This window comes from Microbacterium maritypicum MF109, from assembly GCF_000455825.1.
Lineage (GTDB): Bacteria > Actinomycetota > Actinomycetes > Actinomycetales > Microbacteriaceae > Microbacterium > Microbacterium maritypicum_A.
This window is the reverse complement of sequence record NZ_ATAO01000195.1, coordinates 62,690-85,455: the sequence shown is the minus strand read 5'-3', so window position 1 is coordinate 85,455 and position 22,766 is coordinate 62,690. Positions and strand designations below refer to the sequence as shown.

The window sequence follows — 22,766 nt, the reverse complement described above, 5'->3', positions numbered from 1 at the left end:
GCGCGGCGGCGAGGCCCGACTCTTCCGGCCTAGAGAACGCCGGTCAGCGCCGCGATACCGGCGAGCAGGGAGACCAGGGCGAGCACGAGCGCGATCCCGATGAGCACCGCGTGCACCTTGAGGAACGTGGTGGCCCTGCCGTTCTCATCCCGCGCCCGCGGATCCTTGGCGACGCGCTTGTAGAACTGCGGCCAGACGAGAGCGTTGAAGACGGCATTGAGGAAGAGCACGACGGCGAGGGGGATCACCCCTCCACGCTATCGGCGTCACCTATGTGGGCGACCCACCGGGGAGCCGCGGGATTCTTGGATGCAGACATGTATCAGAAAGCCCTTGCCGCGCTCCTGGTAGGTGTGATCACAATGGGCTTCATGATCGACGGTGCACCCGGCACCGCTCACGATCCTGCCTCGGACGACGGGCGCGCACGCTGGGAGCGCGCCGCGGATCTGTTCGGTGCATGGCGCGAGAGCGACGGCCGCGCGATGGACGAGCTCGTACGGCTGATGACGCCCGTGCTCTGGCACGTCGTGCGCGCGTACGGGCTCGAACGCACGCTCGCCGAAGACGTCGTGCAGACCACGTGGCTGCAGCTCGTCCGCGGTCACGGGTCGATCAGCGATCCTCGCGCCGTGTCTGCCTGGCTCACGACCACCGCGCGCCGCGAGGCCTGGAAGGTCGCGAAGGCGCATGGCAAGGTCGACACGGCCGAAGCAGACGACCTCGACACGCTTCTTCCCGAGCAGGCCTCGGCTGAGGAGCACGCGGCGCTCGGCGACGAGAACCGTCGCCTGTGGTCGGCCGTGCGCCGCCTCAACGAACGCTGCCAGAAGCTACTGCGTGTGATCGCTTTCGAGGATCGCCCCGACTATGCACGCATCGCCAGCGACCTCGCCATGCCCATCGGAAGCATCGGCCCCACACGCAATCGGTGCCTCGCCAAGCTGCGCGCCCTGCTGGACGCGCCGCCGACAGCGCAGACAGGGGGACTCGCATGACCGAGCATGAGGATGCCCAGATGTTCGCCCGGCTCCGCTCCCTGTGGAGCGAGGTCGATCCGATGCCCGCCGGCCTGATCGATCGCATGGTCGCCGCGGTCGCCGCCGACGGCCTGAACCGCGAGTACGCGCTTCTGACCCTCGTGGAGGGACAGTTCGGCGCGGTGCGGGGCGAAGCGGATGCGCTCACCCTGCAGTTCAGCGACGGCTCCACGAGCATCCTGCTGCACGTGACGACCACCGCGTCCGGTCACCGCCGCGTCGACGGCTGGGTCGACACCGCTGCCGCGGAGATCGTGCTGACGCAGGGCGAGAAGACACGGTCGGTCTCGCCGGAGGAGACAGGACGCTTCGTGTTCGACGATGTGCCTCCCGGCCTCACACGCGTGAGCCTGACGACCGTGATCGGGGACGAGACGCGCACCCTCGCGACCCCGCAGTTCGAGCTGTGATCGCGGGCACCGCCCGTCGATGAGGACGCGGGGCGACCCGCACGGAGAGGATGACGCATGGATCAGCCCAAGGGATGGACCTGGCAGGACCGCGCGGAGGGATCGATCCGCCGGGGCACGGCACTCGACCCGAGCACGGAACCGGTGGACGGCATCCGCGCGTTTCCGACGGCGTACCTGCCGGAGCGGCTGCTGATCACCCGCGCCCTCGGCGACGAAGAGGCCTACGACCGCGAGGTGCGCACCCTGCGTGATGCAGCCGACACCTTCGGATGGCAGCTCGAGATCGAGGACGGCACCCGCTCGGCACTCGACGGCGAGCTGGTTCCGGGAGTCCCCGGCTTCCTGCGCGCACGGCTGCGCACCCCCGACGAACCGGTCCGCGGCGAATCGCCCGTCGCACCCGACGCCTGGCGCGTGCTCCAGCGCGCCCGCCGCATGTCCCGCTCCACGATGCCGCGCACGAGCCTCGACCACGTGCTGTCCATCGACCCGGTCGGGCTCAATCCGTTCACCCGGACGAACCCGTTCACCCGCACCAACCCGTTCACGCGCACCAACCCGGTGCGCGGCGCCGGAGGGGGCGCGGGCGGCAGCGACGACTACCTCGAGCCCGGACGCGGCGCGCGACAGCCCGTCACCTGGTTGGGCCCCGCTCCGGTGCGCGGGCCCGCACCGAAGCGCGGACGGCGGCCCGTCGTCGCGGTGCTCGACACCGGCTGCGGCGAACACGCCTGGCTGCCCGCCGACATCGTCACCCGCACGGTCGACCTCGACGGCGTGCCGGTGGGGCTGACCGACGACGCCGACCCGGAGCGCTACCCCGACCTGTACGGGCAGCTCGACGGCGAGATCGACGCGGTCGCCGGGCACGGCACATTCATCGCCGGGCTCGTCCGACAGGCGGCCCCGGATGCCGATATCCTCTCCATCCGGGTGGCCGGAGCCCTCGGAGTGGTCGACGAGAGCACCCTGCTCGAGACCGTCGCCCAGGTCGTGACGCTGCTCGCCCGCCACCGGGAGGATCCGAACACGGGCTTCCCGATCGATGTGCTGAACCTGTCGCTCAGCTACTACCACGAGACACCGACCGACGGACTCTTCAGCCTCACGCTGTACCAGCTGCTCGCCAAGGCGCGCGAGCTCGGATGCGTGGTGGTGTGTTCGGCCGGGAACGACGCGATCGACCGCCCTTCCTTCCCCGCGTCGCTCTGGCCCTGGCCTGGTGCCGACAATGGCATCCGCCCCGACAAGGACGCGCCGCTCGTCTCGGTCGGAGCTCTCAACCCGTCGGCGCAGTCGGTCGCCCTCTTCTCGAACATCGGCCCCTGGGTCCGGGTCTATGCACCGGGCGCGGCCGTGGTGAGCACGTCACCCGCGTTCGTGGGCGGCACCCAGGCGGTGACGAGGGCCGACGTCGACGGTCTCCGCCGCGAGACGATCGACCCCGACGACTATCGCGGCGGATTCGCGATCTGGAGCGGCACCTCCTTCTCCGCCCCGTACGTGGCCGCGCGCGTCGCCGCGCAGCTCGGCACCGTGCCGGTCGGCGGTGTCAGCCCCGGAGCCGCGGCGAAAGCCGTCGCCGCGGTGCTGAAGTCGCTTCCGGATCCCGTGGACTCCGCCTGATCGATCGCGCCTGATGCACCCGGCCTGATGTACCCCCGGGACGAGCCGTCCGTACCGATGCGGGCGGCCCGTCCTGGTGCGCGGGGTGCTCCGCGGAATCCGGGCTCTTCCCTTGCAGACCCGACGCACGGCATTCTGGAGGGATGCCCCTGTCCGCGATCGAGCTGCACCGGCGCGGCGTCGAAGCGGCGAACGCCCGACGATTCACGCAGGCACGACGCGCGCTCGACACGGCATCCACCCGCACCGACGACCCCGACCTCCGCGCGCGCATCGACGGCACGGTCGCCTACGTGCTCGCGCAGACCGGAGAGCCCGCGGCCGCCGAGCAGCTGTGCCGCGAGGCCCTCGGCCGAACGGGCCTCCGTGCGGAGACGATCACGGTGCTCAGCGGCCAGCTCGGCACACTTCTCATGCACGGCGGACGGCTGGCCGAGGCGGAAGTCGAACTGACCCGCGCCATCGACACGCTCACGGCGATCGGAGACGAGACCACCGAGCTCGCGAACTGTCTGATGAACCGTTCGGTGGTGCGGATGCAGCAGCGCGAGCTCGAGACCTGCGTCGAGGATCTGCGGCGCGCGGTGGCCGTGTACGAGGCGAACGACGATGACGAGCCCCTGGCCGAGGCGCGGCACAATCTCGGCTATGCGGCGCTGCTCGGGGGCGACCTCGTCACCGCGCTCACCCTAATGACCCGTTCCCGTCCGAAGCTCGCCGCGATCAGCGACCTCGCCGCGGCGATCAGCGACCTCGATCGGGCAGAGGTGCTGCGCGACGCGGGCCTCACGACCGAGGCCGAAGCGCTGCTCGCACAGGTCGCCGCCCAGTTCGGCGCGCAGCGGATGCGGCAAGCCAGGGGCGAGGCGGAATTCCACCTCGCCCGCTCGCTGCTGCGACATGATCCCGCCGCCGCAGAGCGGGCGGCCCGCACCGCCGCCCGACGTTTCACCGCACTCGGGAATCACGGGTGGGCGGCGCGTGCCGAAGCGGTGCGCCTCGAGGCGCAGCAGCGGGCGAAGCCGCACCGCCCCGTCGACGGCGACGATTTCGCGCGCACCGCGAAGGCGCTCGACCAGGGCGGCTTCCGCACCGAGGCGACAGGGCTCCGCCTGAGCGCTCGGCGTGACGGTTCCGGCCGGCTGCCGCGGCTGGACGATGCGGCCCCGACACCCCTGCGCCTGCGTGCACACGAGGTGCGCGCCGCTCGCGCCGCAGCCGCCGGTCGCGACCGCGATGCCCTCCGGGCAGCCGCCGATGGCCTCGATCTGCTCACCGCCTGGCAGCAGTCGTTCGGCGCTCTCGACCTGCAGGCGTCGGTCGCGATGCACGGCAGCGACCTGATGTTCGCTGGACTCGCCGCGGCCGCTCGACGGCGCGAACCCGCCCTCCTGTTCGAGTGGTCGGAGCGTGCGCGGCACCTCAGCCAGCAGGTCGCCCCCGTGCGCCCCCCGCACGACGAATCCCTCGCGGTCGATCTGGCGGAACTGCGCATGCTCCGTGCCGAGCTGGCCGGCGCCGACTGGACGACGGATGCGAGGGTGCGCGCCCTCCGTGATCGGGTGCGCGAACGACAGTGGGCGGCGACCGGCTCAGGCGGCACGCGCGAACGGCTCGGACTCACGGAGGCGATGGCGCTGCTCGATCCCGACCTTGCCGTCCTGTCATACGTGTTCACCGGCACCGATCTGCATGCGGTCGTGGTGACCGCCACCGGAGCGACCGTCGTCGATCTGTCCTGGTCGCGGGTGCAGTCGGCGCTCGACGGCCTCCGCGCCGACCTCGACATGGCCGCCCTGACCCGTGGCGGCCTGATGGGCGAGGTCACCGAAAGGGCGCTCGCCTCGCGCCTGGCGATCCTCGACGCCGAGCTCCTCGCGCCGCTGCTGCTCGCCGCGCCGTCCGCAGCACGACTGGCCATCACGGTACCCGGAGCGCTCGGTGGAGTTCCGTGGGCGATACTCTCCGGCATGTCGGGCACCCCGTTCACGCTCGCGACATCCGTCTCGCGCCTGCTGGCCGGCCCCTCCCGCACGATCACGCGGCCGGCCTCGGTCGGATTCGCCGCCGGTCCGCGTGTCGCTCGCGCCGGTGACGAGGTCGAACGGGCAGCGGCGGCCTGGCGACGCGCCGGGGTGGCACCGCAGACCCTGCTGACCGGGGAGGCGACGGTCGCCGCGGTCACCGAACTCGCCGCAGCCACCGATGTGTTGCACATCGCCGCGCACGGCAGGCACGCGGTGGACAACCCGCTGTTCTCCGGATTCGAGCTCGCCGACGGCATCCTCTTCGGCTATGACGTCGATCTCATTCCGCGGGTCCCGGCGACGGTGATCCTCTCGGCCTGTGAGCTCGGACGCTCGTCGGTGCGCTGGGGCGAGGAGGCATTGGGCATGACGCGGGTGTGGCTGCACGCCGGTGCCGACTGCGTGATCGCCGCCCCCGTCGCGGTCCCCGATGATGTGGCCGGCGATCTGCTCAGCGCTGTGCACACCGGTCTCTCCGCGGGTGCCGCACCGGCCGTCGCGCTCGCGAGGGCCGCGGTCGACACCGGCGTGAACGCGCCGTTCCAGTGTCATGGAAACGGATTCTGACTTTTCCTCCATTCGGTGTATCAGAACCGATGCCGCACGCTCCTGTTCTTCGGAAGGTGCCATGCGAAGGGCCTCGAAGGGTGAGGCGCGAGGGAGGCGCAGTCGGATCTGGGGATCAGGCGCACTGGGGAGCGCGAGTACGACACGGACACCATCTGCTCGGGGGCGTCGCGGCATGCAGCCGCGACACCCTCAGAGGGCCTCGACGATCTGGGGACGTCGGGGCCCTTGGGGTGTCCGACGCCGTCCGGGCTCAGGCGACCAGCACCGCGTATCCGGCCGCGCGGAGGGCGGCGAGCACCTCGGGATCCGCTCCGGCGTCCGTGATGACGGTCGGGAAGAGGTCGACGCCGCCGACCGTCGAGAACGCCTCCACGCCGAGCTTGCTGCCGTCGGTCACCACGACCGCACGCCGGGCCCGCTCGGCCATCATCCGGTTCACCGCGGCTTCGCGCTCGTCCTGCGTGGTCGCACCGGCGACGGCGTCCATCCCGTTCACGCCGATGAAGGCGATGTCGAGCCGCACCCCGCGCAGCAGCTGCTCCACGAACGGACCGACCAGTTCGTAACTGCGCGAGTGGATGACGCCGCCGGTGACGACGACCTTGATGTCGGGGCGGGTGGCGAGCTGGGCGGCGATGTTCACGGCGTTGGTGACGACCGTGATGCCGCCGTTGCCCGAGAGATCGTCGCGCGCGGCGAGCGCTGCGGCGATGGCGGTCGTGGTGGTTCCGCCCGAGAGGCCGACGACCATGCCGGGGGCGACCAGGCCGGCCGCGGTCTGCGCGATGCTCGCCTTCTCGTGCGTGCGCAGGTGGCTCTTGTAGCGGATGGGCAGCTCATAGGCGACGGTCTGCGCCACCGCACCGCCATGGGTGCGGGTGAGCAGTCGCTGCTCGGCGAGGGTGTCGAGGTCTCGGCGTGTGGTCGCCGACGAGGCCTCGAACCGTTCGACCAGCTCTTCGACCGTCACCTCGCCCTTCGCGGCCAGGAGGTCGAGGATCGCGTTCAGCCGAGCCGCCCGCTTCATCAGGCGACCGATTCCGCCGGCCGCAGCGCGAACAGCCGCAGCATCCGCGCCGCTTCACCGGCGAGGGCGTCGCGGGCGGGGGCGAGGTACTTGCGGGAGTCGACGAGACGCTCATCGGCGTCGAGCTTCTCGCGCACCGCCCGCGTGAAGAACCCGTTCAGGTGCGTGGAGACGTTGATCTTCGTCATGCCCGCCCGCACGGCGTCGGCGATCACGGCATCCGCGACGCCGGAAGACCCGTGCAGCACCAGCGGCACCGGCAGGGCCTCGTGCAGTCGTGCGATCAGGTCGAGGTCGAGGGACGCCGTGCGGTCGGTCATCGCGTGCGAGGAACCCACCGCGACCGCGAGCGCATCGACGCCGGTGGCCGCGACGAACGCACGCGCCTCGTCGGGGTCGGTGCGCACACCCGGAGCGTGCGCCCCGTCCTTGCCCCCCACCTCGCCGAGCTCTCCCTCGACGTAGACCCCCGCCTCGTGAGCACGGGCGGCGACCTCCGCCGTGAGAGCCACGTTGTCGTCGTAGGGCAGGGCGCCGCCGTCGAACATGACGGAGCCGAAGCCCAGCGCGATGGCCTCGTCGACCAGTTCGGGCCGCTCGGCGTGATCGAGGTGCACAGCCACGGGTGTCTGCGCGCGCCTGGCCACCGCGAGCGTGGCGAGCGCAATGGGCTCGAGCCCGCCGTGGTAGTCGGCACAGTTCTGCGAGATCTGCAGGATGACGGGCAGCTGCGCGAGGGCGGCGGCCCGCACCAGCCCCTCGGCGGTCTCGAGGTGGATCACGTTGAAGGCGCCGATGCCGGTGCCTTCGGCGGCAGCGGCGGAGACGAGGTCGCGAGCGGAGACGAGGGTCACGAAGGGTCCTTCCGGAACGATTCAGGATGGGGATGCGAGATGCGGAGCTGTTGTTCGAGCTCCGTCCAGCGCGACGAGATGTCGCCGGCCAGCGGGGTCAGCACCGCGGCGGCGGACCAGGCGGTGGCCCGGCGAAGGATCTGCTCGGGATCGCGCACCCCCTCGGCGTACAGCACGGCGCAGGCGGCGACCCCGGCATCACCGGCGCCCGTCGGGTTGCCCGCGAGGGGTTCGTCGAGGCGAGCGTGCACGAGTGCGGATGCCGTGACCGCGAGCATGCCCTCGGCCCCCAGCGAGAGCAGCACGAGTTCGGTGCCCCGGGCGATCAGCGATCGGGCCCCTTCGACAGGGTCGGCGATGCCTGTGGCCTCGACCAGCTCGGCCGCGTTGGGCTTGAGCACTGTGGCTCCGGCCTCCGCCGCGCGCAGCAGAGCGGGTCCGGAGGTGTCGACGATCACCGGCACTCCGGCGTCCTTCCCCACCGCGATGAGCATGGGGAGCAACGACTCCGGCGCGCCAGGCGGCACACTGCCGGACACGACCAGCACTCGCGCACCCGACAACCGTTCGACGACCTCGGCGAGCAGCGCCGCCCATTCGGCATCGGTCGGATTCGCACCCCGCTCGTTGATGATCGTGGTGTCGCCGAGCGCCTCATCGACCACCGCGATGCTGCGGCGGGTCTCCGCGGCGACCGCCACCAGCGCGTTCGGCACACCGCTCGTGCGCAGCTCCGCGGCGAACTCCTCGCCGACCCGACCGCCCACGGTGGTGACCGCGAGCACGTCCGCACCCTCGGCGTGCGCCACCCGCGCGACGTTGAGTCCTTTGCCGCCGGCACGAGCGGCCCCGGCATCCGCCCGGTGCGTTCCGCCCTCGACGAGCCGATCGACGCGCCAGGTGAGGTCGAGGGCGGGGTTCGGAGTGACGGTGAGGATCATGTGAGCTCCCGTGCGCGGAGAGCGGCGCCCAGCAGCCCTGCGTTGCCGGAGAGCTCGGCGGGGACCAGCGCCGGGATGCGATGGAAGCTGAGCCGGGCGGCCAGGCGCGTGCGCAGCTCATCGAACAGGGCGCCGCCGGCGCGGGAGAGCCCGCCGCCGATGACCACTGCTTCCGGCGCCACGACGGCGGTGAGCTGAGCCAGAGACATCGTGAGCGCGTCGAGCGCGGAGTTCCAGATCTCCGCGGCCACCTCGTCGCCGGCCGCCGCGCGGGCGATCACGTCCTTCGCTCCGTCCGGAGCGATCCCGGTCGCCTCGCGATACCGCCGGGCGATGGCACCGGCCGAGGCGACGGCTTCGAGGCAACCGCGTGCGCCGCACGCGCAGATCGGCCCGTCCGCGATCGGGGAGTGCCCGATCTCACCCGCGTAACCGCCGGCGGTGTACGGGACGCCCCCGACCAGCAGCGCACCGGCGATTCCCGTGCCGATCACGAGCACCACCGAATCGGCGTAGTCGCGCGCGCCACCGAGTCGGCGTTCCGCCCAGCTGGCGGCACGGACATCGTGGTCGAAGGCCACGGGCAGCCCGAGGCGTTCAGCGGCGAGGTCGCGCAAGGGCGAGTCGTGCCAGCCGAGGTTGCTCGCGAAGACGCCCAAGCCGGCATCCGCATCGACGATCCCGGGCACGACGAGTCCCACCGCCTGCGGCACGACAGAGGGGTGCGCGGCGCGGAGCTCCTCGGCCAGCACCTCGAGACGCTCGAGCAGCACCTGCGTGCGGTCGCCCTCGGCGATCGGCGTGGGCGTGCGGCGCAGTCCGAGGGCGGTGCCGTCGGCGTCGAACAGGGCCGACTTGATGTCGGTGCCGCCCACGTCGAACGCCAGCACGGGGGCACCGACGCCGAGCGTGCGCACGGCGGCGAGCTTCTCACCGGTCGCGTCTCGCTCGACGTCGGGAACGGCATCCGTCCCGTCAGCTCGGGTCATGGTCAGCTCCGGCGGCGGGTTGCGTCATGCATCCAGGATGACGGATCGCGTGAGGTTGCGGGGCTGGTCGGGGTCGAGGCCGCGGGCGACGGCGCGGTCGAGCGCGGTGCGGTGCAGGCGCACGAGGTCGGCGAGCGGGTCGATCGACCGCTGCTCGAAGCGGGCGCCGGTGGCCTCGACCTGCGCAGCGAGTCCCTCGGGAGCCTCGCCGAACTGCCAGGTGACGCGGCCAGGGGCCGCGATCGCGATCGGACCGTGCCGGTAGTCCATCGAGGGGTACGCCTCGGTCCACGACTGCGAGGACTCGCGCAGCTTCAGCGCGGCCTCGTGGGCGAGGCCGATCGTCCATCCGCGTCCGAGGAACGTGTACTGCTCCGCGTCGCGCAGCTCGTCGTCGCCGTCCTCGGCGAGCACGGCCTCGGCATCGGCGATGGCGCCGGAGAGGTCTTCGCCGAGCGACGCCCGGAAGAGCGCCAGCGCGGTGGTCGCGAATCGCGTCTGCACGACCGACTGCTCATCGGCGAACGGGAGCAGCACAGCCTCGTCGGCGAGCGAGACGAGCGGCGAATCAGGATCGCCGATCACTCCGATGGTCGGGATGCGCCCCTTGATGCGGTCGACGAGCTCGAGCACCTCGCTCGTGGTCCCGGAACGGGTGAGGGCGACGACGGCGTCGTATCCGCGGTCGAGGAAGGCCTCGGACGCCGCGTAGGCGTCGGTCTCACCCTGACCGGCGGACTCGCGCAACGCGGCGTACGACTGCGCCATGAACCACGACGTGCCGCATCCGACGACGGCGATGCGGGCTCCCGATGCGGGGAGCAGTGCCTGCTCGGCCTTCAGATCGGCCGCCCGCGCCCACATCTCCGGCTGGGAATTGAGTTCTTCGCGCATGTGTGCGCCGGGCAGCGATTCGGACATCGAGGTGCCTTTCTGGCGATAAGTTGCAGACTTGTGATCGTTTGAAGCCTAATTCGATCATAGTATGGCGTCGAATCACAACACCAACAGCTTTACCTTGATTTGTTTGTTCTCCTGACAAATAATCAGACGAGTTCCACCCTCGACGTCGACCCCGGCCGAAGTCGAGAGCCCCGAGCCCCGGCTTGAACGATCGTGGCTGCCTCACGGCGAAACGATCACCCACGCACTGTCGCGTGATGTGCTTGCGACTGTGCACCACACCCCCTCCCGAAGCGGCCCTGCCGCCGAGGGTTCGGACATCACAGTGAGGAATGCAATACACATGAAGAAGTCACTGCGGTTCGGCGCCGCCGCCATTGCGGCCGTCGCCACGCTCTCGCTCGCTTCGTGCGGGTTCGGCGGTTCGTCCGGCGACAGCGGAGGCGGGGACGGCTCGACCACCCTCGACCTCCTCGTCCCCAGCTACTCCGACGGCACCAAGGCCAACTGGGAGACGGTGATCGACGGGTTCGAGAAGGCCAACCCCGACATCAAGGTCAAGCTCGAGGTGCAGTCGTGGGACAACCTCGAGAAGGTCGTCTCCACCAAGATCCAGGCCGGCGAGGCACCGGACATCTACAACGGCGGACCCTTCGCGGGCTTCGTCGGCGATGAGCTGCTCTACCCGACGAAGGACGTCGTCTCCGACGACACCTACTCCGACTTCCAGGAGTCGTTCCTCAAGAACGCCGAGGTCGACGGGACCGCCTACGCGCTGCCGATGATCGCCTCGGCGCGCGCCCTGTTCGTCAACAACGCGCTGCTCGACCAGGCCGGCGTCGAGGCGCCGACCAACTGGGATGAGCTGCTGGATGCCGCCACCAAGGTGTCCGCACTCGGCGGCGGTGTCGCCGGCTACGGCATGCCGCTCGGATCGGAAGAGGCACAGGCAGAAGCGGCCGTGTGGCTGTGGGGCGGCGGCGGATCGTTCGGCGATGCCTCCGAGATCACGATCGACACCCCGGAGAACCTCCCCGGCGCCGAGCAGATCAAGAAGATGATCGACGCCGGTGCGACGCAGGCCGACCCGGGTTCCACGCAGCGCTCCCCCTTGATGGACATCTTCATCCAGGGCAAGATCGGCATGCAGGTCGGCCTCCCGCCGACGGTCGGCCAGATCAAGGAGAACAACCCCGACCTGGACTACTCCATCGTTCCGATCCCGACGAAGGACGGCTCGCCCTTCACCCTCGGCGTCATGGACCAGCTGATGGCGTTCCAGAACGATGGTGACAAGCAGGAGGCGATCACCAAGTTCTTCGACTACTACTACTCCGCCGACGTCTACGTGCCGTGGGTGCAGGCCGAGGGCTTCCTACCGGTCACCAAGTCCGGCGCCGAGCAGCTCTCCGGCGAAGAGGCACTCAAGCCGTTCCTCGACGTGCTGCCCGACGCGCAGTTCTACCCGTCGACGAACCCGAAGTGGTCCGCTGCCGACGGTGCGTTCAAGTCGCTGTTCGGTCAGATCCAGTCGAAGCCGGCACAGGACGTGCTGACCGAGATCCAGGCACAGGTCGACGCGGGCTGAGCCCGCTGATCGGAGAGGTTCGGGTACCCGAATGAGCCAGAAGACAGAGTCCTCGAACCTCGCGGGGGCGGCGAAGAGCCGCCCCCGCACTCCGAAGTCCCCGGATGCCACGCGTGGCAGGCCGGGCGGAAAGGATCTTCTCCAAGCGCTGCCGTGGATCGCACCGGCACTGCTGCTCATCATCGGCGTCGTGCTGTTCCCCGCCGGGGTGATGTTCTTCAACTCGACGCGTGACATCTCCCTGTCGGGCCTCGACAAGGGGTCCGTGGGCTTCGACAACTTCGTCACGGTCTTCACGTTCACCGAGTTCTGGCCGATCTTCTTCCGCACGATCGTGTGGGTGGTCGCGGTCGTGACCCTCACGGTCGTGATCTCGCTCGGTCTGGCGCAGATCCTGAACAAGGCCTTCCCCGGGCGCCAGCTCGTGCGCATGGCCGTGATCGTGCCGTGGGCCGCATCCGTCGTGATGACGACCATGGTGTTCTACTACAGCCTCGAGCCGTACTTCGGCATCTTCAACAAGTTCCTCTACGACATCGGGCTCTCCGATGACGCGGTGGGCTACGGCTGGACGAAGAACCCCGCGACGGCCTTCACCTGGTCGATCGTGATCGCGATCTTCGTGTCGCTCCCCTTCACGACCTACACGATCCTCGCCGGACTCCAGTCGGTCCCGGCCGACGCGATCGAGGCGGCGAAGATGGACGGCGCCGGCCCTGCCCGCACCTACTGGTCGATCGTGCTGCCGCAGCTGCGCAGCGCTCTGGCCGTGGCCATCCTCATCAACATCATCAACGTCTTCAACTCGCTGCCGATCCTGAAGGTGATGACCGGGTCGATCCCCGGCTACGGCGCCGACACGATCATGACCCTGATCTTCAAATACATCGAGCTGCAGAAGAAGGTCGATGTCGCGAGTGCCCTGTCGGTGGTCGCGTTCCTCATCGTCATCGTGATCGTCGCGGCGTACGTGAAGATCGTCAAGCCCATGAAGGAGGTCTGATCATGACCATGACCGAGACCGAGCTCGTGACCACCGCCGGAGGCCGCGGTCGTCGCACGCCGCCGACACCCGGCCGCAAGCGCCGCTACACCGAAGACCAGGTCACGCTGCCCCGGGTGATCCTGCGCACCGTCGCCGGTCTCCTGGTGCTCGCCATCTTCGTGCTGCCCTACCTGATCATGTTCTTCGGCTCGGTGAAGACCAAGTCGCAGATCCGGTCGGTCGATCCGACCTACCTCCCGATCGAGTGGCACTGGGAGAACTACATCTCGATGTGGTCCACCCCCGAGACGCCCCTGCCGTACAACCTGATCTCGACCATCGTCATCGCCGTGTTCGCGACGCTGCTGGTCCTGCTGGTCTCGCTTCCGGCGGCGTACTACACGGCGCGCTTCAAGTTCCCCGGCCGCATGGTGTTCCTGTTCCTGGTCATCGTCACGCAGATGCTGCAGCCGGCCGTGCTCACCTCAGGTCTGTTCCGCCAGTTCACCGTGCTCGGGCTCGGCGACACCTGGATCGCGATGATCTTCATCAACGCGGCCTTCAACCTGTCGTTCGCGGTGTGGATCATGCACTCGTTCTTCGCCGGCATCCCCAAGGAGGTCGACGAGGCCGCCCAGATCGACGGCGCCGGGCGCTTCACCGTGCTGTTCAAGATCAACCTGCCGCTCGTGTGGCCGGGCATCGTCACGGCGATCGTGTTCACCTTCGTCGCCTGCTGGAACGAGTTCGCGGCGTCGCTCGTGATCCTGTCGACCGACAAGAACCAGCCGTTGTCGGTCGCTCTGACCAAGTTCGTCGGTCAGTACGAGACGAGCTGGCAGTACGTGTTCGGCGTCTCGATCGTCGCGATCCTGCCCGTGGTCATCCTGTTCATGCTCATCGAGAAGCGTCTCGTCGGCGGCTTGACGGCGGGCAGCGTCAAGTAGCCCTCCGCATCCGCGCGTCGACATCCGCTTGACGACATCCGCCCGATGGGAGCACCCGTCGGGCGGATGTGCGTCTGCCGGTCAGGAGCGCGACGTCGATGCCGCGCGCAGCTGCTCGGGATTCCAGCGCACGCCGAGCGCCGACGTCAGTGCGGCCTGGGCGGCTCCGGCGGCGAGCGACACACGAGGATCGGCGTAGCGCACCGGAACCTGCGCCGTGCCGCGGGCGGGGTACTCGGTCTCACGGCGCACGCGATCGAGGAAGCGCGGTCCGAGCTCGGTTGCCGGGCCGCCGATGACGACCTCGATCGGGTCGAGCAGCGCGCCGATGAGCTTGACGGCTCTGGCCAGCGCGCGAGCCCCCTCATCGAGTTGCTCCTCGTCGGCCTGAGCCGCGAGCGCGCGGATCTCCGGGGCATCCATGGCGTCGGAGAAGTCGTCGCCGAGCATCGCCCCGAGAGCGGCGGCCGATTCCAGGCAGCCGCGCTGCCCGCATCGGCAGGCGCGCGCGGCGTCGCCGAACACGACCTGCACATGTCCGATCTCACCCGCGCGGTCTCGGGGGCCGGGAGCCAGCTCGCCGTCGAGCGTGACGGCCGCGCCGACACCGCCGCCGAGATGGATGAAGAGGCGGTAGCCGGACGGCGACTCCTCCATACCCGCCTCGGCGATGGCTTCGGCGTCGACGTCGTTGATCAGCAGCACGGGCGCTCCCAGCACACGCTCGAACCGGTCGGCGAGGGGGACGTTCTGCCATTTGAGCTGCACGCTCTCGAGCACCGACCGCCCATCGGTCGTGCCCGGCAGCTGCACGCCGGCGGCGAGGAGCCGTCCGCCGAACTCCTCCGCCACGGCCGACACCGCCTCGTCGAGGGTGCGGTCGCGGTTCTCGGCGGTGTAGCTCACGCGACGGAGGTCGACCTCGGTGCCGTCGAGCGCCACGAGAGCGATGTCGGCGTGCAGGGGCTGGATCACCAGCACCAGGATCAGGTGATGGTCCGCATCGACGCTCAGAGTGGTCGCCCGTTTGCCACCGGTGCTCGCCGCCTGCTCCCCTTCGACGATCAGCCGGTTCTCGATGAGTTCGGCGACCAGCGATGACGCGGTGGCGGCGGTCAGCCCGGTCGACCTCGCGATGCCCGCGCGCGTCTGCGTGCCCGGATTCCGGAAGACCAGCTGCAGAGCCCGGCGCAGGTTCGCACGCCGAACAGACGCCTGGGTGTCGAGGCCGTCATCCGTGCTGAGCATGTGTTCCCGTTCCGACGCTCGCCCGTCGCGAGCTGTTGACAGATCGTGGCGCGATCCGTAGTCTCTCCCTAAGTTTATTCATTGAACTTAGTTGGTCAATGAATCTCACAAAGCTCCGGACGGGCGAGTGCTGCACACACCGTCGCCCGTCCGGCTCCTCCTCAGCGGCTCTCGGCCGCTTCGGTGTGGTGACGGATGACCTCTGCCACCACGAAGTTGAACCACTTCTCCGCGAACTCCGGGTCGAGGTGCGCCTCCTCGGCGAGAGCACGCAGCCGGGCGACCTGCTGTTCCTCCCGATTCGGGTCCGATGCCGGCATCTCATGCTCCGCTTTCAGATGCCCGACCTGCTGAGTCGCGCGGAAGCGCTCGGCCAGCATGAAGATCAGTGCGGCGTCGATGTTGTCGATGGTGGCGCGAAGCCGGAGCAGTTCGGCCTTCGGGTCCTCGGCGGCGGTCATGCCCCTACTCTAGAGCCGCGTGACATCCTGGTTTCGATCCATGGCACCGCTATCGTGAGCACATGAGCAACGAAGAGCCGCCGGAATCCGCGCCCCACGCCGACGACGCATCCGCCGCGACTCCCGCCGCGCCGGCGACCGGCCGTCGCAAGGCCGCACCCGCATCCGTGCCGGCCGTCGCAGACGCCCCGATCCCGGTCGTGATCGAGCCGACGACGCCGAGCCGTTCGTTCTGGACGCGCATCGACCGCCCGTTCGTGTTCGGCTTCCTCGTGACGCTGGGTGGACTCGGGGCGATCGTGATCGGCCTCGCGCTGTCGAACCTGTCGACCGTGCTCATCTACATCGCCCTCGCCCTGTTCGGTGCGCTCGGACTCGACCCCGCCGTACGGTTCCTGGAACGCCGTGGACTCTCGCGTGTGATCTCGGTGGTCATCACGATCCTCGCACTCATCGTGGTGTTCGCCCTCGTGCTCTGGATGATCGTTCCCGTCGTGATCGATCAGATCGTGAGCTTCGTGCAGTCCGTGCCCGGCATGATCAAGGACTTCACGCACAGCGACATCTACGCGACCCTCGAAGCCCAGTTCGGTGACCAGTTCCAAGAACTGGTCGCCCAGGTGCAGTCCTTCCTCACCGACTTCGGCAACCTCGCGACGATCGGCGGCGGCGCCCTGGCCGTGGGCGCTTCGATCGCCACCAGCATCTCCGGAGCCATCGTCGTGCTCGTGCTGACGCTGTACTTCCTCGCGTCGCTGCCGTCGATGAAGCAGGGTCTGCTGCGTCTCGCCCCCGCCCGCGACCGCGCTCGTGCCGGCGACATCACCGACCAGATCACCGACTCGGTCGGCGGCTACGTGATGGGCATGGTCGTGCTCGCGTTCTGCAACGCGACGCTCGCGTTCCTGCTCTACCTCTTCCTCGGGTTGCCGTTCCCCCCGCTGATGGCGGCCATCGCCTTCTGCATCACGTTGATCCCGCTGGTCGGCTCGGTGCTGTTCTGGATCCTCGGCACCTGCCTGGCGCTGTTCACCAACCCGATCGCCGCCCTGATCTTCGCGGCGATCTACCTCGTCTACATGCAGATCGAGGCCTACGTGATCACCCCACGCGTCATGAACAAGGCGGTCTCGGTGCCGGGTTCTCTCGTCGTGATCGGTGCTCTCGCCGGCGGCACACTGCTCGGTCTGCTCGGGGCGCTGGTCGCCGTGCCGGTGACCGCGTCGATCCTCATCATCATCAAACAGGTTCTCGTCCCGAAGCAGGATGCCCGGATCTGACCCACCCGCCACGCAGAAGCGCCCGGACCCTCAGGGGGCCCGGGCGCTTCTGCGTGATGACGACTCAGCTGAGCTTGTTGTCTGCCAGCCACTTCTTGGCGATGTCCTCCGCCGACTTCTGGTCGACCGTGCTCTGCACGTTCAGCCCCACGAGCTCCTCGGCGGTGAGCTTCTTGCTGACCGCGTTGATCACGTCGGCGATCTCGTCGGCGACGTCGCTCGAGACGATCGGCACGACGTTCGAGGCCAGGATGATGTTCTCCGGGTCTTCGAGCGCGACGATGTCTTCGGTCTGGAAGGCCGGGTCTGCCGAGTAGATGTCGGCGACCTGGATCTCGCCGGCGAGCAGCGACTCGAGCGTGGTCGGGCCGGTGGCCGAGAAGCCGAGATCGACGCCGTAGACCTCCTTGGCCGCAGCCGGACCGTACGGACGCTGCTCGAACTCGGGCGCGGCACCGATCGTGACCGGGGTCGTGACCTTCGAGAGGTCGCCGATCGTGGTGAGGCCGTTCTCTTCGGCGAAGCTCTTCAGCACCGTGTAGGTGTCCTGGTCAGAGGCCTCGGCGTAGTCCAGAGCGGTCAGGCCCTTGGGCAGAGCTTCCTTCAGAGCGGCGTAGACGTCTTCCGGGCTGGTGGCGGTCGCGTCCTTGTCGAGGTACTCGAGCAGGTTGCCGGTGTACTCCGGGAACAGGTCGATCGCGCCGGACTCGACATCGGGCATGTAGGCGTCGCGCTGTCCGATGTTGAACTGGCGGTCGACCTTGATGTCGGCACCCTCGAGAGCCTGGGCGTAGATCTCGGCGATGATCTCGTTCGAGTAATACGCCTGCGAGCCGATGACGATCGTGTCGCCGCCGGAGCTCGAGCCTTCGCTCGGGGCGTCGAGCGGGTTGCTGTTCGCGCAGCCGCCGAGGACGAGCACCGCGGCGAGCGCGGCACCACCGGCAAGGGCGAGTCGTGACTTACGTGCTGTGAACATGAGGACTTCCTCTTCTCTGGGACAACGGGGTTGGTGCTGTGGGACGGTGTGAGGGCTGTGGGATGAGTCGAATGATGGGCGTCAGGCGGTGGCCGGTGCCGGCGAGGCAGCGGCCGCGCGCGAGCGACGTGTGGTGGTCGGTGCGCGCACCCCCGCGGGGACGGCGGCGTGCTGGAGCAGGGCGAAGATCAGGTCGACGACCAGGGCGAGCACCGCGACGAGGATCGCCCCTCCGAGCACCTGGTCGAACTTGCGCAGCGGAATGCCCTGGATGATCGGCCAGCCGAGTCCGCCGAGGTTCACGTATGCGGCGATCGTGACCGTGGCGATCACCTGCAAGAGCGCCGCGCGGATGCCGCCGACGAGCAGCGGGAGACCGAGCGGGACCTCGACCTTCCAGAACACCTGCCACTCGGTCATGCCCATCGAACGCGCGGAGTCGAGCACGCGACGGTCGATGGCTTCGAGGCCGGTGTAGGCGCCGGCGAGGAGCGAGGGGATCGCGAGGAGCACGAACGTGATGATCGCGGCCTCGGGAACGCGGAGCACGCCCAGGATCAGCACGAGCAGCACCATGAGACCGAAAGACGGGATGGCACGTGCCGCGCCGGAGACCGCGACCGCGATCTCACGGCCTTTGCCGGTGTGACCGATGAGCCACCCCAGGGGAATCGCGATGATGCCGGCGATGAGCACCGAGATCAGCGTGTAGTACATGTGCTGGCCGAACAGGATGGGCAGGGAGTACGGCCCCTCCCAGCGGTCAGGGGAGAAGAGCCAGGCGAAGGCGTCGGTGAACACGTTCATGCGGCGGTCCTCAGGGTGGCGGCCTGTCGTGCGGCCGACGGTGTCTTCGCCGCGCGCGTCCACGGCATCAGTGCGCGACCCAGGAGAAGGAGCAGCAGGTCGATCACGAGCGCGATCACGACCACCGCGATGACGCCGGCGAACACCTCGGCGAGGATGCGACGCTGCAGGCCGTTGGTGAACAGGTAACCGAGGTTGTTCACCCCGACCAGGATGCCGACCGTGGCGAGGGAGATGGTGCTGACGGCTGCCACGCGGAGACCGGCGAGCACGACGGGACCGGCGAGCGGGAAGTCGACGGTCCAGAACCGGCGGAAGCCGCCGTAACCCATCGCGGTCGCGGATTGCCGGATGGCGGGGTCGACCGAGTCGAGGCCGTCGGATACCGCGCGCACCAGGATCGCGACCGCGTAGATCGTGAGGCCGATGATGAGGTTCACGGGGCTGCGGGCGGGATATCCGGCGACGGACGGGAGCAGGATCAGCAGCGCGAGCGAGGGGATCGTGTAGAGGAGTCCGGTGAGAACGATGACCGGCCCCTTCACCAGCTGATAACGCCATGCGACCCACCCCAGCGGCAGCGACAGCACGAAGCCGAGCACGATGGCGATCGCGCTCTGCTGCAGGTGGATCCCGGTCAGCTCGAGGATGAGGCCGAGATTGTCGCCGATCCAGTTCACGGAGCGCCCTTCGTCGCGCTCTCCTCGCTCAGAAGCGCGTCGGTCACGGCATCAGGAACATCGATGATCGCCCCCTGGGTGCGACCCTCGCCGTCGACCACCACGGTGCCGTGCGGCGTCTGCTTGAGGTGCAGAGCACGGCGTCCGCGTTCGGCGCCGATGAACGCCGAGACGAAGTCGTCCGCAGGGTTCTCGATGATCTCGCTGGGGCTGCCGACCTGCACGATTCGCGCACCCTTGTCGAGGATGACGACCTGGTCGCCGAGCAGGAACGCCTCGTCGATGTCGTGCGTGACGAACACGACCGTCTTGTCGAGCTCGCGCTGCAGCCGCAGGGTCTCCTGCTGCAGGTCGGCCCGCACGATGGGGTCGACCGCACCGAAGGGCTCGTCCATGAGCAGGATGTTCGGGTCGGCGGCAAGACCGCGGGCCACACCGACGCGCTGCTGCTGACCGCCGGACAACTGGCTCGGGTACCGCTCGGCGAGTGCCTGGTCGAGACCGACCGTGTCGAGCAGTTCCCGTGCGCGCTTATGGGCGGCAGCCTTCTTCACGCCGGTCAGGCGCAGCACCGTAGCCACGTTGTCGATGACCGTGAAGTGCGGCATGAGACCGGAGTTCTGCATCACGTAGCCGATGCGTCGACGCAGGGCCACCGGGTCACCCTGGAGCACGCTCTCGCCGTCGATCTCGACCTCGCCGGAAGTCGGCTCGACCATGCGGTTGATCATGCGGAGCAGAGTGGTCTTACCGCAGCCGGACGAGCCGACGAACACCGTGGTCTTGCGCGAGGGCAACACGAGGCTGAAGTCATTGACGGCGAGGGCGCCGCCGGGGAAGCGCTTGGTGACGTTGCGGAACTCGATCATGGGCTGGTCTCCAGTCGGTCGATCGATGTGTGAGCGGACGAGTCTAGGCTCTTCTGATGGCTACGGGGCTCTTCAGATGGCTACGGGCCGACCTCGACACGGGGATCGAACGCCACGAACCCGGAGAAGTCCTTGCCGACGCGGTCGAATGCCGAGGGGTAGGGGTTCGGGTACGACCAGGCGTAGTCGGTGTGGAGCTCGCCCTCGGTCTGCACCGAGTAGTACTGAGCGGCCCCCTTCCACGGACAGGTGTAGGGCGTGGGGCTCTCGACGAGCACTCCGGGCGTGATGGACGCCGGTGGGAAGTACCAGTTCCCCTCGATGCGGGCGAGATCACTCTCGTCGGCTTCGGCGATGACGGTTCCTGCGAGTACAGCCTTCATGGTCCTGCCTCCTCGGATGTGGGTATGAGCGTATAAGACGGTGCGGACATCGGGGGTGAGGGTTGCGCCGCGGCCGTCAATATGAGAAACAATCCGGATCCTGTTCGATGCGATCGGAAGAACGGATTGCCACGGACGGCGGGATCAGACCCCGATGCGGGTCACGCCCCAGTGTCGATCAGGCGGAGTCGCGACCGTACCCCTCGAGCAGTCGCAGCCAGATCTCGCTGATCGTGGGGTACGACGGCACCGCATGCCAGAGGCGGGCGATCGGCACCTCTCCAACGACCGCCACGGTCGCCGCGTGCACCAGTTCCGCCACCTCAGGACCGACGAACGTCGCACCGATCACGACGTCGCGGTCGGTGTCGACCACGAGCCGCGCCTGGCCTTCGAAGCCGTCTTCGTAGAGGCTCGCGCCGGCGACCCAGCCCAGGTCGTAGTCGACGGCCTTCACCGCGATACCGGCCTTGACCGCCTGGCCCTCGGTGAGCCCGACGGAGCCGACCTCGGGGATCGAGAACGTGACCTGCGGGACAGCGGCCTGGTCGGCCGTGGCGACGTGACGGCCCCACGGGGCATCGTCGACATCTTCGCCCTGGGCGCGGGCGACGATCACATCGCCGGCAGCGCGCGCCTGGTACTTGCCCTGGTGGGTGAGGAGCACGCGCCCGTTGACGTCGCCGACCGCATAGAGCCAGTCGGATCCGGGGACGCGGAGCGTGTCGTCCGTCTCGATCCAGCGACCGGGTTCCAGTCCCACGACGTCGAGGCCGATGTCACCGCTTCGGGGCGAGCGACCCGTCGCGGCCAGCACCTCGGTCGCGGTGATCTCCTCGCCGCCGTCGAGGGTGATGGTCACGCCGTCCGCGCCGCGGCGCACGGATGTGGTGCCCGTGCCGGTGCGCACGTCGACGCCGAGTTCCTTGAGGCCTGCGGCGACGCGCTCGCCCGCGAAGGGCTCCATCCCGCCGAGCAGGCCGCTGCGGGCGATCACGGTGACCTTCGAGCCGAGTGCGGCATAGGCAGTCGCCATCTCGACGGCCACGACGCCTCCGCCGATGACGGCCAGGCTCTCGGGCAGCTCTTCTGCGCTCGTCGCCTCGCGGCTGGTCCACGGGGTGGCCCCGCGGAGTCCGTCGATGGGCGGGATGACGGCATCCGATCCGGTGCTGATCGCGACAGCGTGCCGGGCCGTGAGCACGCGCTCGGCGCCGTCGGCATCGGTCACGGTCACCTCGCGTTCGCCCGTGATGCGGCCGTGGCCGCGGGCCAGGTCGATGCCGGCCGACTCGAGCCACTTGACCTGACCGTCGTCCGACCAGTTGCTGGTGAACGAGTCGCGGCGGTCGAACACGGCGCGCACATCGAGCTTTCCGGTCACCGCCTGCGAAGACCCACCCACGTGCTGAGCTGCCCTGAGCGCCTGCGCCGAACGCAGCAGCGCCTTCGACGGCATGCACGCCCAGTAGGAACACTCGCCTCCGACAAGCTCGCTCTCCACGATGATCGCGGTGAGTCCGCCCTGCACGGCGCGATCGGCGACATTCTCGCCCACCGGACCACCGCCCAACACGATCAGGTCGTACTCGTCGGTCTTCTCCGCAGCGTTCATGCGTCGCACCTCTCCGTGAGCCGGTTACGTGGCCCAGTCTCGCTCATGAGCAACGTCGAGTCACGGGTGAGTTGTTCCCGGCGGCGTGGCGGGGAACGCCTGGGGCAGGTCATAGAGTGTGGTTCGTTGTTTGGATCGGCGGCGGAGGCCCCGCCCGCGCCACGATGTGGTCCAGCATTCTGGGCGAGGCCTTCCTCATCGCCGCCGCCTTGATGGCCTTCATCATCATCCGTGGAATCACACACGGCGTGATCCACCGTGCACAGCAGCAGTAGCCCGCAGGCGCCACCAACCCGATGCCTCACTCACTCCAATCTGAGCGTTGCAGGCTACCCCGGTCGAACGTCACCGGTTCCGCTGAGGTGACGTCGACGGATCTGCTGGGGGATCGCTCCGGGATCTACGCCGAGCTACGTTCACGGCAACGGTCGCCCGTACGAACCGAGCAGTTCCCGATAGTGGGGGTTCCTGAGTAGTTCGGGGTGGACGCTCTCAATTCGCTGGCGAACCTTAGTGAACATCCCCTCCGCCGCC

23 protein-coding genes are annotated in these 22,766 nt (G+C 68.9%); 9 read left to right on the top strand and 14 right to left on the bottom strand.

What is annotated here, in order from left to right; genetic code table 11:
- Positions 1-29: 29 nt before the first annotated feature.
- Positions 30-248: an SCO4848 family membrane protein gene (locus L687_RS33225; RefSeq protein ID WP_021200142.1), complete on the bottom strand. Its 219-nt coding sequence runs from the start codon at positions 246-248 to the stop codon at positions 30-32.
- A 69-nt stretch (positions 249-317) separates the two neighbouring features.
- Between L687_RS33225 and L687_RS33220 the strand changes: the two genes are divergently transcribed.
- The 4 genes from L687_RS33220 (at position 318) to L687_RS33205 (ending at position 5,673) form a co-directional block, all read left to right on the top strand.
- A complete protein-coding gene (locus tag L687_RS33220) occupies positions 318-998 on the top strand; it encodes an RNA polymerase sigma factor (protein ID WP_231479796.1) in 681 nt (226 codons plus the stop codon).
- Positions 995-1,450, top strand: coding sequence for a hypothetical protein (locus L687_RS33215; protein ID WP_021200140.1), 456 nt, complete (start codon positions 995-997; stop codon positions 1,448-1,450). The genes L687_RS33220 and L687_RS33215 overlap by 4 nt, the downstream gene beginning before the upstream one ends.
- Positions 1,451-1,507: 57 nt before the next feature.
- Positions 1,508-3,079, top strand: a complete 1,572-nt coding sequence (locus tag L687_RS33210) for a S8 family peptidase (protein ID WP_021200139.1) — start codon at positions 1,508-1,510, stop codon at positions 3,077-3,079.
- Positions 3,080-3,222: 143 nt separating this feature from the next.
- A complete protein-coding gene (locus L687_RS33205; RefSeq protein WP_021200138.1) occupies positions 3,223-5,673 on the top strand; it encodes a CHAT domain-containing protein in 2,451 nt (816 codons plus the stop codon).
- 253 nt (positions 5,674-5,926) lie between these two features.
- Here the strand turns inward: L687_RS33205 and L687_RS33200 are convergent, their stop codons facing one another.
- Genes L687_RS33200 through L687_RS33180 form a run of 5 tightly spaced genes read right to left on the bottom strand, consistent with a single transcriptional unit; the run spans position 5,927 to position 10,408 of the window.
- Positions 5,927-6,703 (bottom strand): DeoR/GlpR family DNA-binding transcription regulator, encoded by a 777-nt coding sequence (locus L687_RS33200; protein ID WP_021200137.1) that lies wholly within the window; start codon positions 6,701-6,703, stop codon positions 5,927-5,929.
- Complete coding sequence (locus L687_RS33195; RefSeq protein ID WP_021200136.1) at positions 6,703-7,557, bottom strand: class II fructose-bisphosphate aldolase; 855 nt, start codon at positions 7,555-7,557, stop codon at positions 6,703-6,705. Before L687_RS33195 ends, L687_RS33200 begins: the two co-directional genes overlap by 1 nt.
- A complete protein-coding gene (locus L687_RS33190) occupies positions 7,554-8,498 on the bottom strand; it encodes a 1-phosphofructokinase family hexose kinase (protein WP_021200135.1) in 945 nt (314 codons plus the stop codon). Before L687_RS33190 ends, L687_RS33195 begins: the two co-directional genes overlap by 4 nt.
- A complete protein-coding gene (locus tag L687_RS33185) occupies positions 8,495-9,487 on the bottom strand; it encodes an ROK family protein (RefSeq protein ID WP_021200134.1) in 993 nt (330 codons plus the stop codon). The genes L687_RS33190 and L687_RS33185 overlap by 4 nt, the downstream gene beginning before the upstream one ends.
- A 24-nt stretch (positions 9,488-9,511) precedes the next feature.
- A complete protein-coding gene (locus L687_RS33180) occupies positions 9,512-10,408 on the bottom strand; it encodes an SIS domain-containing protein (protein ID WP_021200133.1) in 897 nt (298 codons plus the stop codon).
- 325 nt (positions 10,409-10,733) lie between these two features.
- Between L687_RS33180 and L687_RS33175 the strand changes: the two genes are divergently transcribed.
- Genes L687_RS33175 through L687_RS33165 form a run of 3 tightly spaced genes read left to right on the top strand, consistent with a single transcriptional unit; the run spans position 10,734 to position 13,910 of the window.
- Positions 10,734-11,978, top strand: a complete 1,245-nt coding sequence (locus L687_RS33175) for an extracellular solute-binding protein (RefSeq protein WP_021200132.1) — start codon at positions 10,734-10,736, stop codon at positions 11,976-11,978.
- Between the two features lie 31 nt (positions 11,979-12,009).
- On the top strand, positions 12,010-12,981 hold the full coding sequence (locus tag L687_RS33170; RefSeq protein ID WP_021200131.1) for a carbohydrate ABC transporter permease: 972 nt from the start codon (positions 12,010-12,012) through the stop codon (positions 12,979-12,981).
- Between the two features lie 2 nt (positions 12,982-12,983).
- Positions 12,984-13,910: a carbohydrate ABC transporter permease gene (locus tag L687_RS33165; protein WP_021200130.1), complete on the top strand. Its 927-nt coding sequence runs from the start codon at positions 12,984-12,986 to the stop codon at positions 13,908-13,910.
- Between the two features lie 81 nt (positions 13,911-13,991).
- Here the strand turns inward: L687_RS33165 and L687_RS33160 are convergent, their stop codons facing one another.
- Positions 13,992-15,158, bottom strand: a complete 1,167-nt coding sequence (locus L687_RS33160) for an ROK family protein (RefSeq protein WP_021200129.1) — start codon at positions 15,156-15,158, stop codon at positions 13,992-13,994.
- A gap of 161 nt (positions 15,159-15,319) precedes the next feature.
- The gene (locus tag L687_RS33155) at positions 15,320-15,619 is read right to left on the bottom strand and encodes a chorismate mutase (RefSeq protein WP_021200128.1); all 300 of its coding nucleotides are present in this window, start codon (positions 15,617-15,619) and stop codon (positions 15,320-15,322) included.
- A 62-nt stretch (positions 15,620-15,681) separates the two neighbouring features.
- Here L687_RS33155 and L687_RS33150 point away from each other — a divergent pair, with 62 nt between their 5' ends.
- Positions 15,682-16,899, top strand: a complete 1,218-nt coding sequence (locus tag L687_RS33150; RefSeq protein WP_021200127.1) for an AI-2E family transporter — start codon at positions 15,682-15,684, stop codon at positions 16,897-16,899.
- 64 nt (positions 16,900-16,963) lie between these two features.
- Here L687_RS33150 and L687_RS33145 read toward each other — a convergent pair whose 3' ends face one another.
- From L687_RS33145 to L687_RS33120, 6 genes are all read right to left on the bottom strand, one after another.
- Positions 16,964-17,878 carry an ABC transporter substrate-binding protein gene (locus L687_RS33145; RefSeq protein WP_021200126.1) on the bottom strand — a complete coding sequence of 305 codons (915 nt, stop codon included), beginning with the start codon at positions 17,876-17,878 and terminating at the stop codon, positions 16,964-16,966.
- Between the two features lie 81 nt (positions 17,879-17,959).
- Positions 17,960-18,685 carry an ABC transporter permease gene (locus tag L687_RS33140; RefSeq protein ID WP_029258814.1) on the bottom strand — a complete coding sequence of 242 codons (726 nt, stop codon included), beginning with the start codon at positions 18,683-18,685 and terminating at the stop codon, positions 17,960-17,962.
- Entirely contained in the window at positions 18,682-19,365 is a 684-nt protein-coding gene (locus L687_RS33135; protein WP_021200124.1) for an ABC transporter permease, read from the bottom strand. Before L687_RS33135 ends, L687_RS33140 begins: the two co-directional genes overlap by 4 nt.
- Positions 19,362-20,234, bottom strand: coding sequence for an ABC transporter ATP-binding protein (locus L687_RS33130; protein ID WP_021200123.1), 873 nt, complete (start codon positions 20,232-20,234; stop codon positions 19,362-19,364). The genes L687_RS33135 and L687_RS33130 overlap by 4 nt, the downstream gene beginning before the upstream one ends.
- An 80-nt stretch (positions 20,235-20,314) precedes the next feature.
- Entirely contained in the window at positions 20,315-20,617 is a 303-nt protein-coding gene (locus L687_RS33125) for a DUF427 domain-containing protein (RefSeq protein ID WP_021200122.1), read from the bottom strand.
- Positions 20,618-20,795: 178 nt separating this feature from the next.
- Positions 20,796-22,232 carry a dihydrolipoyl dehydrogenase family protein gene (locus tag L687_RS33120; protein ID WP_021200121.1) on the bottom strand — a complete coding sequence of 479 codons (1,437 nt, stop codon included), beginning with the start codon at positions 22,230-22,232 and terminating at the stop codon, positions 20,796-20,798.
- A gap of 116 nt (positions 22,233-22,348) precedes the next feature.
- On the opposite strand from L687_RS33120, the gene L687_RS42810 reads away from it, so the two are divergent.
- Positions 22,349-22,507 carry a hypothetical protein gene (locus L687_RS42810; RefSeq protein WP_167256419.1) on the top strand — a complete coding sequence of 53 codons (159 nt, stop codon included), beginning with the start codon at positions 22,349-22,351 and terminating at the stop codon, positions 22,505-22,507.
- Positions 22,508-22,766 lie beyond the last annotated feature (259 nt).